The following is a 16,090-nucleotide window of genomic DNA, read 5'->3' as shown; positions in this document are numbered from 1 at the left end:
GCTCTATTCGGCGGGAACCTGTCTGGTGGCAACGGCGTGGGCGTCCATCTTGGCGCGATATTCGTTGTAGGCGGCGATCAGCATGTCCTCGTCGCGATATTGCGGCACCCAGCCGAGCTGGCGCTCGGCCTTGGACACGTCGAGCAGGCATTCCTCGTCGGCGATCAGATACTGTTCGGGATCCATGATCGGCATGTTCAACCAATCGAGCAGGTCGAGCGTGCGCTTGACCGCCCAGCCGGGCGTCGGCACCAGGATCGACTTGGAGCCGGCATGCTTGATCAGGTCGCCGAGCAGTTCTTTGACCGGCGGCGGATTGAGGGAGCCCAGATTGTAGACCTCGTTCGGCACGCCGGCTTTCCAGGCCGCGCGGGCGGCTTCGGCGCAGTCGAACACCGAGATGAACTGGTAAGGGTTCCTGCCCGAGCCGATCATCGGCACCGGAAAATTCCAGTCGATCAGCTTGAACAGCTTTTCCAGGATGCCGAGGCGGCCGGGACCGATGATCAGGCGCGGCCTAAACAGCGAGATCGACATGCCGCGCTTGCGCCATTCGGCGGCAAGCTCCTCGGTCTTGAGCTTCGACAGCCCGTACTCGCCGAGCGGCGCGACCGGATGATCCTCTGTCATCGGCAGCACGACCGTGTGGCCGTAGATCATGTCGGTCGTATAGTGGATAAGCTTCGAGGCGCCGGCCTTGTCCATCGCCTTGATGATGTTCTCGGTGCCGTGGAAATTCACCGGGAAGAAGAAATCGTGCCGCTTGGCGCGCACCTGGATCGGCGACAGCATCTTGGCCGAAAGATTGTAGACCATGTCGCCGGCCTTGAGACCGACCGCCGCGATCGAGGCCGGATCGGTGACGTCGCAGGTGACGAAACGCATGGAGCGGTAATGCGACAGGTCGCTCTTGACGATATCGGCGACGACGACATCCTCGCCGTCGGCGGCGAGCTTGGGGGCAAGATGGCGGCCGACGAAGCCGTCGCCGCCGAAGATCACATGTCTCATCGAACGATCTCGCTTATGCCGATCTTGTCGGGATTGATGGATGCTGTCTGATCCTCATGCCCCTGCTCGCCCATTCCCCGGCCACTCTGCGCGATCAGCACCGTGCCGACGCAGATGCAGGCGATGCCGGCGATGCGCCAGCCATTGAGGTCCTCGCGGAAGACGAAATAGGCAAAGATCGCCACGGCGACATAAGCGAGGCTGAGGAACGGATAGGCGAAGCTGAGCTCGACCTTGGACAGCACGTAGAGATGCGATGCCATCGAGATGACGAAGGTGCACAGGCCGAGGAACACCCAGGGGCTGAACACGATCTGCAAGAGCTTGACGAGCGGATTGACGCCTTCGAAGGAGACCGGCCCAATCGACATCATGCCCTGCTTCAGCATCAGCTGCGCTGCGGCATTGGTCATGACCGTAAAGAGAATGAAGATTATGTATTTCATTGTTGCCACCCCGCCCTTGGGCGATCCTATTACAAACCCACAAATATTTCGTGAAGCCTCGACGATGCTTTGAGTAAACCACGGTATAACCTTTCATTTACCACGATTTATTCGACTTTTATCCATTCTGCGGCTTCAAAAACGCCTCTCGTTGCATCCAGTCTTTTTGCCGTCCGTATCCAGAAGCTCGACAGGAAAGCCGGGTCGCGAAGCGCCTCCAGCCGCTGCCATTGCGGGAACGACGCGGCGAATGCCTCAGGTCCCATCCGGGCGTCCTTGTAGGGGTTCACCGCGCCGCCAGCCTCGACCGCGATGCGGTCGAGTTCGGCGAGCAGCCGCAACGTCCTTTCGCCCCGGTTGGGGAAATCGAGCGTCAGCGTATAGCCGGGCCGCGGGAACGACAGCAGCGCCGGCGAGCGGACGTCGCCGAAGCGCTTGAGCACGGTCAGGAACGATCCCTGCCCTGCCCGCCGTGCGGCGTCGAGCAGCACAGGCACGATGCGGCGCGCATTCGCCTCTGGCACCACGCTTTGGTGCTGGAAAAGCCCGCGCGGCCCGTAGAGCCGGTTCCAGTCGCGGACCCCGTCGAGCGGAAAGAAGAAGCCCTGATAGCCTGCCTGGCGCGGAGCCTGGGACTTGCCCTTCTTCCAGCGGTAGGCCGCGTTGAAGACGGTGAGGAAGGGCCGATTGAGGACATTGAATGGTGGCTGCACCGGCACGGAGAACCGGCTGCCGGCGCGCGCCGCGGCGTGCGAGCCGTTTTCGGCATGGTTGCCGGTGAACAACAGGCCGCGTCCGCGTCCGTGGCCGCTGGCAAGCTGATCGATCCAGGCGACGGCATATTCGTTGGCTTGGTCGGCAGCCTCGGCAAGATCGAAGAATTCGCCGAGATCGCGAAACCGCGTCACGCTTTCCATGATGTCGAGCGAGGGAACCCGCATCAGCTTGACCGATGCCGAAAGGATAAGCCCGGTCAGCCCCATGCCGCCGATCGTCGCCCCGAACAGACGGGCGTTGTCAGTCGCCGAACAGCGATGGGTCCGGCCGTCGGACCGAAGCAGCGTCAAAGCCTCGACATGGCAGCCGAAGGTGCCGCGCCGATGATGGTTCTTGCCGTGGACGTCGTTGGCGATCGCGCCGCCCAGTGTCACGAATTGGGTGCCTGGAACCACGGCCGGAAAGAACCCGTAGGGCGCGGCATAAGCGATGATATCGCAAAGCAGCGTGCCGGCATCGGCCTCGAGCACGCCGGTCTCGGCATTGAAGGAACGGATGCGGTCGAGCGGCCGCATGTCGACCACCATGCCCGCATCGTTCTGGCAACTGTCGCCATAGGAGCGGCCATTGCCGTATCCGAGCAGCGAACCGGTCTTCGCCTCGCCGCGTTTAAGCAAGGCGATCGCCTCGTCCGCCGGGATCGCCTTGCGCGCCGGCGGGGTCGCCAGTCCGAAGCTGCCGAAGCGCTCGTGCCCCATCACCAGCCTCCGGCGACGAGGAAGACCGCGCCGATGGCGACGACGATCTGGCTGCGCCAGTCGCGGATGATGAAGACGACCGGGTCGTCATGCATCTCGTCGCGGCGGGCGAGGATCCAGACGCGCATCGTGAGATAAAGCACGATCGGCGCCAGCGGCCATATCAGCCAGGGATGCGGATAGAGCTCGCGCACCGCCGGGCTGTCCATATAGAGCGCCAGGACCAGTGCCGAGGAGAAGGCCGATGCCATGCCGGCCTGGGCGACGATCTCCTGGTCCTCGGTGCGATAGCCGCGGCCGGCGATGCGCTCGCCGGGCGGGATGGCCGTGGTGCGCAACTCGACGAAGCGCTTCACCAGCGCCAGCGACAGGAAGAAGAAGATCGAGAAGGCAAGCAGCCAGAAGGAGACGTCGACGCCGGTGGCGGCCGCGCCCGCCAGCACGCGGATCGTGTAGAGGCCCGCAAGCGTCAGCACATCGATCAGAAGCATGCGCTTGAACGACAGCGAATAGGCGGTGGTGACGGCCAAATAGCCGGCAAGCACGCCAAGGAATTCGATCGGAAGGAAGAGGCTTGCGGCGATGCCGATCGCAAGCAGCGCGACGATCGCGCCGAGACCGAATGGGATCGACAATGCGCCGCTGGCGAAAGGCCGGTTGCGCTTGGTCGGATGCTTGCGGTCGAGCGCGAGGTCGAAGAAATCGTTGAGGATATAGATGGCGGACGCCACGGCGCTGAAGGAAACGAACGCCAGCAGGCACTCCCAGATCATGTTCGGGTTGAAATATTCGTGCGACAGCACCATCGGCACGGCGATCAGCGCGTTCTTCAGCCACTGATGCATGCGCAGCATCTTGACGTAGGTCCTCAGCGCCGGCCTCGGTGAGGGCATGGCATCGGCTTGATGCGCCGCCTGCCAGCGCCGGGCGCTGCGGTCGGGCGCCACCACGAGCGCGTTGCGCGCTGCATCGAACACTTTGAGGTCGTGCCGGCTGTTGCCGGCATAGTCGAAGCCTGCATCGCCATAGGCGGCGACAAGTGCTGCGCATTTCCTGTCGGAGGTCATGTTGTGCGGACCGTCGGTCGCAAGCACATGATCGAAAATGCCGAGATGCGCCGCGATCGCCTCCGCGAATTTGCGCGGCGTTCCCGTCGCCAGCACGATCTTGCGACCCTCCCGGTGCTCGGCGCGCAGCCGGTCAAGCAGATCCTGGCGGTAAGGCAGCGAGGCTGGGTCAATGTCGACGCGGCCGGCGATTTCCTGCTTCAGGCGGGCCGGCCCGCCGATCAGCCAGAGTGGCAGGAGAAAAAAATAGAGCGGGTTCTTCTTGAGCAGGATGAACAGGCCTTCCCACAGAAGGTCCGTTGCAATCAGCGTACCGTCGAGATCGACCGCAAGCGGAATTGCGTTCCTGTCCGACCTCGCGTCCATGGTCCTGCCCCGATAGAGCGCAGGATCCCGAAACTCCGATCACGGAAAGATCACGCGCCAACTCAACCCACGCCGTATGCCGGCGTCCTCGGGTCGGATATAGCGGGTCATGACGCAGCGAACGTTAAAACGTCCGGTTGCAGAGCATTGTCCTACCGGGTTTTCGCCGTCATCGTTAAGTGTCGGCTACCGGAAACGATAAAAGGCCGGACATCGGTCCGGCCTTTGCCAATCTGGCCCCGCAATCTTGCGGGAGCGGTTACTTGATGCGGGCCGCGCCACCCGAGATTTCGACCGTTTCCGAGCCGGTCAGGGCTTCGAGGTCACCATTGGGCAGGGTGACGAAGCAGCCGTTCGAGCAGAACTCCACCGTCTCGCCGGCGGCAAGCGTCAGCTCGCTCTTGGCGCCGCCTTCGGTCACGACCAGGGTCCGCGTCTGAGCGTCCCTGTTGATCGCGCTGGCGGCGAAAGCCGAACCGCCCAGGGCCAGCAAAGCGATGGCGGCAACGACAGACTTCCACATTGCAATTCCGGTGTTTCGCACACCGCCTCTGTTCAAATTTGCAAGGCATTCTCGCCCTTTGCATCGAAGCTTATATGAGTTGTTACCTGAACCGCAACTGAATGCCGCATTCATGCCACAATCGGTTTCGGCGCCGGATGAGCGTAGCGTGTGGCCATTTGCAGGCCGGCCTCATCCGAATGTCGATACCACCTCAGCCCGGGTCGGGCTTGCGGCCCCTGCGCTTCATCTTGGCCAGGCGTTCCCGCTCGGCCGCGGCTTCCGCCTCCAGCCTCTCGCGCTCTGCGAATTCGGCTTCGATCTTGTCGTCGTCGATCGGCCAAGCCTCGTGCTTCTTCGTTTCGACCACGGCGCGCGGCGTCGAGGGTATCTCGATCCTCTCCCCCTCGAAGATATCGAAGATGGCGAAGCGGATGTCGTTCTGAACGACGCTGCCGTTCATGATGTCGGCGACGAACACGCGGATCTCGAATTCGAGCGCGGCCGCCCCGAAATTGGCGAAGAGAACGAACGGCTCGGGATTCTTCAGCACCATCGGATGGGCGCGTGCAATATCCATCAGGACGGCGTGGACGCGCTTGACGTCGCTGCCATAGGCGACGCCGACCTTGATGTCGATGCGCCCGAGCTTGTTGCGATGCGTCCAGTTGCCGACCGCATTGTTGATGAGGTTCGAGTTGGGCAGGATCACCGCCTGCCGCTGGAAGGTCTCTATCTCGGTGGCGCGCACGCTGATCTTCCGCACCGTGCCGCTGACGTCGCCCGCCACGATCCAGTCGCCGACCTTGAACGGCCGCTCGGCAAGCAGGATCAGGCCCGAAACGAAATTCGAGACGACGTTCTGCAGGCCGAAGCCGATACCCAGCGAAAGCGCGCCGGCAACCAGCGCCAGATTGGAAAGATCGATGCCCGCCGCCGAGATGCCGACCAGGCCGGCGACCGCCACGCCGGCATAGCCGACGCCGAGCCGGATCGAGTTGCGCACGCCGGCATCGACCTTGCCGCGCGCCATCACCGATCCGTCCAGCCAACCCTGGAACCAGCGCGTCAGGAAATAGCCGATAGCAAAGACGACGATGCCGCTGAGGATGCCGAGGAAGGAGATGGTCACCGAACCGATCGTGACGCCGGTCGCCAGCTTGTAGGCCCAGGCCTCGATATCGCCGGGCTGGAAGCCCCACATCAACAAGATCAGCGGCAGGAACACCGCCACGATCATCAGGTTGATAGCGATGCTGACGACCAGCCCGAGTTGGTCGAGGGCGGTATCCTCGTAGCTGGACTTTTCCGAAAGCCATCGCCCGACCGACGTGTCGGCGAAGCCGCCCTCCTCCCCGATCGCGCGTGCCGACAGAAAGCCGATATAGGCCGTCACCAGCACCGTGCCGGTCACCACGACCTGGAACGAGACGAAAAGCGCCAGGCCGATATAGCCGAGCAGCGCCGCCGCAATGGTGAACAGGCCGAGGGCGATGGCCATGAAGCGAAGCCATGCCGGCCAGGGCCGCCATGAGCCGTCAGCCGTCCTGAAAGGCCGCAACAGTCCCATCAGGATCAGGATGACGCCGACGATGATAGCGGCGACAAAGCCTCTAGCGATCGTCAGCGAAAGCGGCGATCCCATCTTCTCGTTGACGACCGACAGGAAGTAGTTGAACCCGAGCACCAGCGCCATGGCGGTCGCCAGGCCAACCAGCCAACGCGCCCGGCCGGTCGCGACCGGGATCAGGCGCCAGTTGGGCAGGCGCGGTTCGAGCGCCGCGTTGGTCAGCCGGTTGACGCAGAACACCATGGCGATCACCGTCAGCAAGGCATTGAGGAATGTGCCGATATCGCCACGCAGCACATTGTAATAATTGAAGAAGAACACGGCCGAGGCGAAGAAGACGCCGAGCGCGAGGGTCGGCAGCAGCGTCGACCAGAAGGCCACCGACAGCCGGCTGAGATAGGACGGATCCTCGACGGTCGGGTCGGCCTCGAAGATGCGGCCGAACAGGCGTCTGCCGCCGATCAACAGCACGGCCGCCAGCGCCAGCGCCATAAGCGTCGCCGCAAGGATCGCCTGGAACTTGAACCTGACGGCGAAGCTCGCCCAGGACGACACCGCCTTGTAGAGGCCCGTGAACTGGTCATGCGCGTCGGAAAAGGCCTGCGGGCTCAACGCGTCGGTCAGGTCATAGTGCTTGGTGATGACGCTGCGGAAAAGCTCGCTGCGCATGACGGCGATCTTGTCGATCAAGCCGTTGACGCGAATCGACAGGTTTTGCGCGCTGGCGACGACCGCGTTGATCTGAGCCTTTTCCGTGGCGAGCGCGCCGCGCTCGCTGCTGACGATCACCGGCTCGGCAGGTTGCCCCTGCGCCGGCGGCGGGCCGAGAACCTCCGCGCGATTGTTGATGTCGGTGAGGCGCTGCCGGAATGCCAGCGCGCTGTTCAGCGCCGCGCGCGAAATATCCTCGAGCTGCAACCGGATGTCGACGAGCCCCGGATCGTCCTGGTCGGGGTCGCTCAGTTTCTTTTCCAGGCCGTCGGTCCTGGCCGTCAGGTCCTGGATGGCCTTGGTCTGGTCGGCGATGAGTTGTGACGAGCCATGGCCGATCGCCTGCGCCGACGCGTCCAGCGCCGGCTGCGCGAAGACAGCGACGATGACGACCAGAACCAGGCGTAGCAGGTGGAGGAACATGGCGTTGTTGGCGACTCGCGGCCGAAAATTCTCGAAATTTCCGCTCTTGATAAAGACCGGCATATCGGGCGGCAAGCCGTCCCGATCGTGTCGGCGATAGTCGGCCTGTCGAAAAGCGATGGCGCAATCTTGGCTTTGCGCTTCCCGCCTGCTCTATAGTCTGCCGCCTCGCATCATAAGGACGATAGGAAGAATGGCGGAATATTCAGCCTTCTCGCTGCTCAAGAACGCGCTGACCGGCAACAAGGATTGGAAGCCCGCCTGGCGTAAGCCGGACCCCAAGGCTTCCTATGACGTGATCGTCATCGGCGGCGGTGGCCACGGTCTTTCGACCGCCTATTATCTCGCCAAGGAACACGGCATCACCAATGTCGCGGTGCTGGAAAAGGGCTGGCTCGGCTCCGGCAATGTCGGCCGCAACACCACGGCGGTGCGCTCCAACTATCTCTTGCCGCAGAACACCCGCTTCTACGAACACTCGATGAAGCTGTGGGAGAATCTCTCGCACGACCTCAACTACAACGTCATGTTCTCGCAGCGCGGCTGCCTGAACCTCGCGCACACGCCCGCCCAGCTCGACGATTATGCCAAGCGCGGCAACGCCATGCGCCATCTCGGCGTCGACGCCGAGCTGATGAGCGTCGACCGCATCAAGCGGCTTGTCCCGGCGCTGGATGTCTCAGGGTCGGCACGCTTTCCCGTCCTTGGCGGGCTGATGCAGCCGCGCGCCGGCACGGCCCGGCACGACGCGGTCGCCTGGGGCTATGCGCGCGGCGCCGACCGGCGCGGCGTCGATATTATCGAGAATTGCGAGGTCACCGGCTTCCTGCGCGACGGCGACCGCATCACCGGCGTTTCGACGACGCGCGGCGAGATCCGCGCCAAGAAGGTCGCGCTTGCGGTTGCCGGCAGCACCGGCCGCGTCATGCAGCTTGCCGGCATCTCGCACATGCCGATCGAAAGCCACGTGCTGCAGGCCTTCGTCTCGGAATCGCTGAAGCCTGTCGTCGACACCGTTCTCACCTTCGGCATGGGCCATTTCTACATCTCGCAGTCCGACAAGGGCGGCCTGGTCTATGGCGGCGACCTCGACGGCTACAACAGCTACGCCCAGCGCGGCAGCCTGCCGATCGTCGATGAGGTGATGAGCGAGATGGTGGCGCTGTTTCCCGGCCTGGCGCGCGTGCGCATGCTGCGCTCCTGGGGCGGTCTGTGCGACATGACGATGGACGGCTCGCCGATCATCGCCGCCGGTCCGCTGCCGGGCATGTATCTCAATTGCGGCTGGTGCTATGGCGGCTTCAAGGCGACGCCGGCCTCCGGCTGGTGCTTTGCCTACACCATTGCCAAGGACGAGCCGCACGAATTCAACGCGCCCTTCACGCTCGACCGTTTCTACCGCGGCCTCGTCATCGACGACAAAGGCCAGGGCGCGACGCCCAGATTGCACTAGGGTTTGGATTGAAAATGCTGATCACCTGTCCCTATTGCGGCCCGCGCGACGTCATCGAATTCACTTACCAGGGCGACGGTAACCGCGAGCGGCCGCAGCCCGCCTCGCAGGACCTCGACGCCTGGAACGCCTATGTCTACGACCGGCTCAATCCGGCCGGCGATCACAATGAGATCTGGCAGCATTCCGGCGGTTGCCGCGCGCATCTCAGGGTCGTGCGCAACACGATCTCGCACGAAATCCTGAGCACCGCATTCGCCCGTGGCGGCCACAAGACGGAGAGCCGCTCGTGAGCCCCCGCCGCACAGAGACCGGCGGCCGGATCGACCGGCTGCGCACCATCCGCTTCACCTTCGACGGCGCGCCTTACACCGGTCATGCCGGCGACACGCTGGCCTCGGCGCTGCTCGCCAATGGCGTGACGCTGTTCGGTCGCTCGTTCAAATACCATCGCCCGCGCGGCCTGCTCGCCGCCGGCGTCGAGGAGCCGAACGCGCTGGTGACTGTGCTGCGCGGCGAGGTGCGCGAGCCCAACATCGCGGCGACCATGGTCGAAATCTACGACGGGCTCGTCGCCGTCAGCCAGAACCGTACCCCCTCGCTCGCCTGGGATATCGGCGCCCTCAACCAGCTCGGCGGCAAGCTCCTGTCGGCCGGCTTCTACTACAAGACCTTCATGGGGCCGGTGATCGGCCCGCTGAAGGGCACGCGCTTCTGGATGTTCTGCGAGCATTTCATCCGTCGCGCCGCCGGCCTTGGCAAGGCTGGCACCGCTCCCGATCCGTCTCGCTACGAGCGCATGAACGCCTTTTGCGACGTGCTGGTCGTCGGCTCCGGCCCCGCCGGCCTGATGGCGGCGAAAGCCGCCGCCGACCAGGGCGTCCGCGTCATCCTCGCAGATCTCGAAGCCCATTTTGGCGGCTCCGCCAACTGGTCGGGCGAAATCATCGACGGCATGCCTGCCGCCGAATGGGCCCAGCGCACGGTCGCGCAGCTCGGAGGCAACGACAATGTGCGGCTTTTGCCGCGCACGACGGTGTGGGGCTATTACGACGGCAACACGCTGGCCGCCCTCGAACGGGTGACCGATCATAAGGAAACGCCAGCCAAGGGCGAGCCGCGCCAGCGCTACTGGGCGATCCGCGCCAGCACGGTGGTCCTCGCCACCGGTTCCTTCGAGCGGCCGCTGGTGTTTCCGGGCAACGACCGTCCCGGCGTCATGCTGGCGCATGCGGCGGAACGTTACGTCAATGAATATGGCGTGCTGCCGGGACAGCGCGTCGCGCTCTTCACCAATAACGACAGCGCCTACCGCTCGGCCGTTGCCTTGAAGAAGGCCGGCGCGGCCATCGTTGCCATCGTCGATGTCCGCGCCGACGTCTCGAACGACATGCGCCGGCTCGCCGGCGAGGCCGAGGCCGAGCTTCTGGACGGCCATGCCGTGGTTGCGACCGAAGGCGGCAAGGCCCTCACCGGTCTCAAGGTGCAGCGCTTCGATGCCACGGGCGGCACGCTGAGTGGCGACGAGCGCAGCATCCATGCCGACAGCCTTCTGATGTCGGGCGGCTGGTCGCCGACCATTCATCTCGCCAGCCAGGCGGGCGCCAAGGCTGAATGGGACCCGGCCAGGCAGGCCTTCCTGCCGCCCAGGCCAACGCAGCGCTGGATCGGTGCCGGCGCCTTCACCGGCAGCTTCTCCACCGCCGAAGCCATCGCCGAGGGCCGCGCGGCCGGCGTTTCGGCTGCCGGCGGAACGGCGGCGCCCGCAGCCCTGCCGATCGTCGAGGCCGCACCGGGCGATCCAGATCCGGCACCGGTCTTCGAGATCAAGGCCAAGGGCAAGAGCTTTGTCGACTTCCAGCACGATGTCACCGCCGAGGACGTGCGGCTGGCGCATCGCGAAGGTTTCGTATCGGTGGAGCACCTGAAGCGCTACACCACGCTCGGCATGGCGACCGACCAGGGCAAGAACTCCAATGTGCCTGGCCTTGCGATCATGGCCGAGGCGCTCGGCAAGCCGATCCCCGAGGTCGGCACGACGCGCTTTCGCCCGCCTTACACGGCGGTCTCGATCGGCTCCCTTGCTGCCGAGCGTTTCGGCGACCTCAAGCCCCAGCGGCTGACGCCGATGCATGACTGGCACATCGCCAACGGCGCGACCATGTATTCGGCCGGCCTCTGGTACCGGCCGATGATCTACGGCCTTCCCGGCGAGACGGTCGAGCAGGCCTATGTCCGCGAGGCCAGGGCGACGCGCGAAAGCGCCGGCATCGTCGATGTCTCGACGCTGGGCAAGATCGCGGTGCAGGGACCGCACGCGGCCGAGTTCCTCGACCGCGTCTACACCAACATGTTCTCCAATTTGGCCGTCGGCAAGGCCCGCTACGGCTTGATGCTGCGCGAGGACGGGCTTGCCTTCGACGATGGCACCACCTGGCGGCTTGGCGAGCAGGAATTCCTGATGACCACCACCACCGCCAATGCCGGCAAGGTGATGCAGCATCTGGAATATTTCCTCGACGTCATCTGGCCGGAGCTGAAGGTCACCGTGACCTCCGTCACCGACGAATGGGCGGGTGCGGCGATCGGCGGACCGAACGCGCGGGCCATCCTCGCTTCCTGCGTGACCGGCACCGCCGTCAACAACGCCACCCTGCCCTTCATGGGCATCGTCCATGGCCGGATCGCCGGCGTGCCGGTGATGATCTGCCGGCTGTCCTTCTCCGGCGAAATGGCGTTCGAAGTCTATTCCGGCGCCGGCTACGGCACCCGTGTCTGGGAAGCCCTGATCGAGGCCGGCAAGCCTCTCGGCCTTGTCACCTACGGGCTCGAGGCGCTGGGCACGATGCGGATCGAGAAAGGCCATGTCACCGGCGCCGAGATCGACGGCCGCACCACGGCGCGCGACCTGCATCTCGACTGGATGCTGTCGAAGAAGAAGCCGTTCATCGGCTCGGCCATGATGGACCGCGAAGGCCTGATCGCGCCTGACCGGCTCGAGCTGGTCGGGCTGATCGCGCTCGACAACCGGCCGCTCAACGGCGGCGGCCATATCGTCGAGGAACTGGACGAGGACAATCCGCACGACTCGCTAGGCCACATCACCGCCTGCTGCTATTCGCCGGCGCTCGGCAAATATATCGCGCTGGCCTTGGTCAAGGGCGGCAAGGCAAGGCATGGGACCCGCGCCTTCGTCTCCGACCCGCTGCGCAACCGGTTCGGACCGATCGAGATCGTCTCAAACCATTTCTACGATCCGGACGGGAGCCGCATGCATGGCTGAGCACGAGTTGCCCGAACGCCAATCGCCGCTCGAGCCGGAGTACCATCCGGGTTCACACGGCAATTTCGAACATGGCGTCGACGTCATCCTGTCCGAGACGCGGCCGGGCTCGATCCTGCAGCTCGCCGCCTGGCCGGGTGAAGAGAAGCAGCTGATCGAAATTATCGGCAAGGTCACCGGTCTCGCTCTGCCCGACGGCGCCGGCGGGGGTGTGAGCAACGGTGCGCGTGCCGCCTTCGGCTTCGCGCCGGGAAAATTCACCGTGGTGGACGAGGCCGAAGGTCTGGCCGCGGCCTTCGCCGGCGCCATCACGCCGACCATCGGCACGCTGACGGACCTTTCGCATGGCCGCACCGCGATCCGCATCGCTGGTCCGAAGGCTGAATGGGTGATGGCGAAGTTCTTCGCTATCGACTTCGCCTTGCCGGCCTTCCCGCTCGGCGCCGGACGTTCGACCAACCATCACGACATCTTCGCCCAGATCCAGCGCAGCGGGCCAGACCAGTTCGACATCTACGTCTTCCGCTCCTTCGCGCGCTCCTTCTGGAAGGCCTTGTGCCATGCCTCCGAGGAGGTCGGTTACGAAGTGCAATAGCCCGCTCGGCGTTGTTGGCTTAACATTGGTCCAGACGGCATCTGGCATTATCGACGGCTACAACTGCTGCTTGAGCGCTGGGCCAGCAGGCGCGATAGGTAAGGAATCACGGGCGTTTGCCAGGGCAAACGTCCGCACCGGCAACCAGTTCGACCATGCTCTTCCATGACTGTTGAGATTTCGGCGACGGCCACGACCCGCTTTGCTCCGGCGGAGGGTCCGTCGATGCTGTTGCCGGCAACCGTCGCTTGCGGCGTGTTCATGACCAGTCTCGACCAGAACGTCGTGGTCACCGCGCTGCCCGGCATCGGCGAGAGCCTCGACCGGCCGCCAAGCCAGCTCGGCCTTTTGATCACCGTCTATGTCGCCAGCCTCATCGTCACCATGCCGCTCGGCGGCTGGCTGGCCGACCGCTTCGGCCTGCGCAACGTCTATTGCTTCGCGCTGCTCGTCTTCGCCGGCGCCTCGGCCTTGTGCGGCCTTTCGGAAAACATCTGGATGCTGGTCGGCTCGCGCGCCCTGCAAGGCTGCGGCGGCGCGCTGATGGGCACGCTTGGTCAGGTCGTGATCCTGTCGAGCTTCCCGCGCGACCGCACGCTGAAGATCAACATGTATATTTCGCTCGCCGGCCAATCCGGGCCGCTGGTCGGGCCGCTCGTCGGCGGCGCCCTCACCACTTACGTCTCCTGGCGCTGGATCTTCTACATCAATATCCCGATCGCGCTGACCGCGGCGCTGCTGGCCGCCTCCCTGTTTCCGACGACGACCAAGCCGGTGCGCACGCCGTTCGATTTGCCGGGCTTCCTGCTCGTCGGCTGCGGCATGACGCTGCTGGTCTTCGGCATGGATTCGGTCGCTGCGAAAGATGCGGCCGCCAGCGGCATGGCGCTGGAACTTGGCTTGGCGATCGTTATCCTGACGGTTGCCGCCTTCTACTGCCTGCGCGCGCGCAATCCGCTGCTCGACCTCAATCTCTTGCGCATCCGCACCTTCCGCATCTCCTTCCTGACGGGCGGCGGCCTCGACACGATCGGCCTGAGCTCGGTGGTCTTCCTCTTGCCGCTGATGTTCCAGCTTGGCTTCGGCATGAGCGCCGTGCAGGCAGGATCGCTGACCTTCGTCGCCGCGATCGGGTCGTTGATCATGCGCTTCTTCATGCCGCGCCTTTTGAACCGTTTCGGCTTCAAGCGCGTGCTGGTCACCAATACGCCGATCGTCGCTTTGCTGGTCGCGGGCTTCGCCCTGATGCAGGAGGCCCTCCCGGCCTGGATCGTGCTTGCCTATATTTTCGCCTTCGGCGTCTTCCGCTCGGTGCAATGGGCTTCGACCGGCAATCTCTCCTATTCGGACATCGCACCGGAGCAGCTCGCGCGCTTCAGCGCGCTCTATTACATCCTGTGGCAGCTGGCGGTGGCGATCAGCGTCGGCCTCGCGGCAGCATTGCTGTCGCTGCTTGCCGGCGGCGGCAAGGCCAGCATCTACGACTACCGCATCCTGTTCGTCATCGAAGGGTTGATCACGCTTTGCGCGCTGTCGGCCTACCTGAGGCTGACCCCGAAGGACGGCGCCCATGTCAGCGGCCATGGCGCGCATATGAGCACCGACTGACGCCTCCGCCGACGCTACTTCGCGAACGTCACCCAGTCCTCGAGCGGCGCGCGGTCGGTGCGGAACTCGTTCTCCGGCTTGGACGTGTCTTCATAGCCCAGCGCCATGCCGCAGACGACGATCTCTTCGTCGGGAATATCGAGCACAGGCCTGATCTGACGGTGATAGGGCGCAAAGGCCGCCTGCGGACAGGTATGCAGTCCCCTGCCCCGCGCCGCGACCATGATGTTCTGCAGGAACATGCCGTAGTCGATCCACGACCCTTGGTTCAGCCTCCGGTCGATCGTGAAGATCATGCCGACCGGAGCGTCGAAGAAGATGAAATTGCGGTCGTGCTGGGCGCGCATTCTGTCGACCTCGCGGCGTCCGATGCCCAGCACGCCATAGAGCCCGAAGCCGTTGGCGCGGCGGCGGGTGAGATATGGTTCGAAGAACTGGTCGGGATAGTAGCGGTACTCGTCCCACTCCGCCTTTTCGGCACGGATGCCGGAATTGAGGATGGCGTCACTTATGCGCTGCTTGACCTCGCCCTTGGTCACATAGACGCGCCAGGGCTGCATGTTGGTGCCCGACGGCGCGCGCGCGGCGACCGCCAGGATCGCACGGATCGTGTCGTCATCGACCATATCGGGCAGAAACGCGCGCACCGACCGGCGCGACAGGATCGCATCGTCGACGATCGCCGCGTCCATGGCGATTCGGCTATTCTTCTCCAGCATGGGCCGTCCCTTCGCGCATGGCCGGAACTGCAACCGGTTCCATGGCGACCATCCGCAGACACTAAAACTGTATTGGTCCCCGACCGGACGTCCCCACTCGCCGTTCGTGATCGTGGCTTTGCCTCAACCTCAAAAATCGCGCAAGTAAATCTTGCGGGTTGTGAAAATCCCCTTGATTTTTTCATGACTTTGCCGCTTCATGAAATTTATACGGATTTTTTCACGAGATACGCTTGAGCTCGACTACAGCCAGATCGGAGCAGGATAATGGCGACCGGCTGCTGGCCGGCGACATCCGTGCGCTTCGCAAGGCGCGCGGCCTCACGCTGGCCGAGATTGCCCTCAAGCTCGGCCGGTCGGTCGGCTGGGTCAGCCAGGTCGAGCGCGGCCTCTCGATTCCCTCGCTCGGTGACTTGCGGGCATTCGCCAGCCTCTTCGATGTTCCGATCAGCCTGTTCTTCAGCCATGACGTGCCTGTCGAGCAGGAACGCGGCGTGGTCGTGCGTGCCGGCAGCCGCCGTTCGCTTGGCACAAGTGAATCCGGCCTGGTGGAGGAGCTTCTGTCGCCCGATCTCGGCGGTAGTTTCGAGATGCTGCGCTCGGTGTTCGCGCCGGGCGCGGAGCTGAAGACCGAAGCGCGCCGCCCGACGGAAGAAGCGGGCTATATCGCGTCGGGCACTTTCGAGATCGAGATCGACGGCGTCTGGCATCGTCTCGGCGAAGGCGATTCGTTCCGCTTTGAGGGCAAGCCGTTCCGCTGGCGCAATCCCGGCGCCGAGCCGGCAGTAGTCATCTGGGTGGTTTCGCCACCGGTATACTGACAATGCATGTCATCCAAAAGTGCGCAGCGGTTTGGGATAA

Annotated in this window: 13 protein-coding genes; 6 read left to right on the top strand and 7 right to left on the bottom strand. The window is 64.2% G+C overall.

The genetic code is table 11. The features are described 5' to 3' along the window. Window positions 1–3 precede the first annotated feature (3 nt). The 6 genes from FJW05_RS00925 to FJW05_RS00900 form a co-directional block, all read right to left on the bottom strand. Window positions 4–1,011, bottom strand: coding sequence for an NAD(P)-dependent oxidoreductase (locus FJW05_RS00925; RefSeq protein WP_140627069.1), 1,008 nt, complete (start codon window positions 1,009–1,011; stop codon window positions 4–6). After that, window positions 1,008–1,457 carry an EamA family transporter gene (locus FJW05_RS00920; RefSeq protein WP_140627067.1) on the bottom strand — a complete coding sequence of 150 codons (450 nt, stop codon included), beginning with the start codon at window positions 1,455–1,457 and terminating at the stop codon, window positions 1,008–1,010. Before FJW05_RS00920 ends, FJW05_RS00925 begins: the two co-directional genes overlap by 4 nt. Before the next feature lie 107 nt (window positions 1,458–1,564). After that, complete coding sequence (locus tag FJW05_RS00915) at window positions 1,565–2,932, bottom strand: FAD-binding oxidoreductase (RefSeq protein ID WP_140627065.1); 1,368 nt, start codon at window positions 2,930–2,932, stop codon at window positions 1,565–1,567. Beyond that, complete coding sequence (locus tag FJW05_RS00910; protein ID WP_140627063.1) at window positions 2,932–4,365, bottom strand: UbiA family prenyltransferase; 1,434 nt, start codon at window positions 4,363–4,365, stop codon at window positions 2,932–2,934. The genes FJW05_RS00915 and FJW05_RS00910 overlap by 1 nt, the downstream gene beginning before the upstream one ends. 259 nt (window positions 4,366–4,624) lie before the next feature. Continuing rightward, window positions 4,625–4,888 carry a hypothetical protein gene (locus tag FJW05_RS00905; protein WP_027167119.1) on the bottom strand — a complete coding sequence of 88 codons (264 nt, stop codon included), beginning with the start codon at window positions 4,886–4,888 and terminating at the stop codon, window positions 4,625–4,627. A 193-nt stretch (window positions 4,889–5,081) separates the two neighbouring features. After that, a complete protein-coding gene (locus tag FJW05_RS00900) occupies window positions 5,082–7,571 on the bottom strand; it encodes a mechanosensitive ion channel family protein (RefSeq protein ID WP_140627061.1) in 2,490 nt (829 codons plus the stop codon). 193 nt (window positions 7,572–7,764) lie between these two features. Here FJW05_RS00900 and FJW05_RS00895 point away from each other — a divergent pair, with 193 nt between their 5' ends. The 5 genes from FJW05_RS00895 (at window position 7,765) to FJW05_RS00875 (ending at window position 14,510) form a co-directional block, all read left to right on the top strand. Continuing rightward, window positions 7,765–9,024, top strand: a complete 1,260-nt coding sequence (locus tag FJW05_RS00895) for a sarcosine oxidase subunit beta (protein WP_140627059.1) — start codon at window positions 7,765–7,767, stop codon at window positions 9,022–9,024. Window positions 9,025–9,038: 14 nt separating this feature from the next. Then, window positions 9,039–9,317 (top strand): sarcosine oxidase subunit delta, encoded by a 279-nt coding sequence (locus FJW05_RS00890; protein ID WP_140627057.1) that lies wholly within the window; start codon window positions 9,039–9,041, stop codon window positions 9,315–9,317. Further along, a complete protein-coding gene (locus FJW05_RS00885) occupies window positions 9,314–12,307 on the top strand; it encodes a sarcosine oxidase subunit alpha (RefSeq protein ID WP_140627055.1) in 2,994 nt (997 codons plus the stop codon). Before FJW05_RS00890 ends, FJW05_RS00885 begins: the two co-directional genes overlap by 4 nt. 7 nt (window positions 12,308–12,314) lie before the next feature. Beyond that, on the top strand, window positions 12,315–12,902 hold the full coding sequence (locus tag FJW05_RS00880; RefSeq protein ID WP_140628140.1) for a sarcosine oxidase subunit gamma: 588 nt from the start codon (window positions 12,315–12,317) through the stop codon (window positions 12,900–12,902). A gap of 225 nt (window positions 12,903–13,127) precedes the next feature. Continuing rightward, window positions 13,128–14,510: an MFS transporter gene (locus FJW05_RS00875; RefSeq protein ID WP_246673156.1), complete on the top strand. Its 1,383-nt coding sequence runs from the start codon at window positions 13,128–13,130 to the stop codon at window positions 14,508–14,510. A gap of 14 nt (window positions 14,511–14,524) precedes the next feature. Here the strand turns inward: FJW05_RS00875 and FJW05_RS00870 are convergent, their stop codons facing one another. Then, window positions 14,525–15,229: a nitroreductase gene (locus FJW05_RS00870; protein WP_095764905.1), complete on the bottom strand. Its 705-nt coding sequence runs from the start codon at window positions 15,227–15,229 to the stop codon at window positions 14,525–14,527. Between the two features lie 233 nt (window positions 15,230–15,462). Here FJW05_RS00870 and FJW05_RS00865 point away from each other — a divergent pair, with 233 nt between their 5' ends. Then, entirely contained in the window at window positions 15,463–16,050 is a 588-nt protein-coding gene (locus FJW05_RS00865; protein ID WP_140627050.1) for an XRE family transcriptional regulator, read from the top strand. Window positions 16,051–16,090 lie beyond the last annotated feature (40 nt).

The organism is Mesorhizobium sp. B2-9-1, from assembly GCF_006439455.1.
Classification (GTDB): Bacteria; Pseudomonadota; Alphaproteobacteria; order Rhizobiales; family Rhizobiaceae; genus Mesorhizobium.
This window is presented reverse-complemented; position numbering and strand designations above follow the sequence as displayed.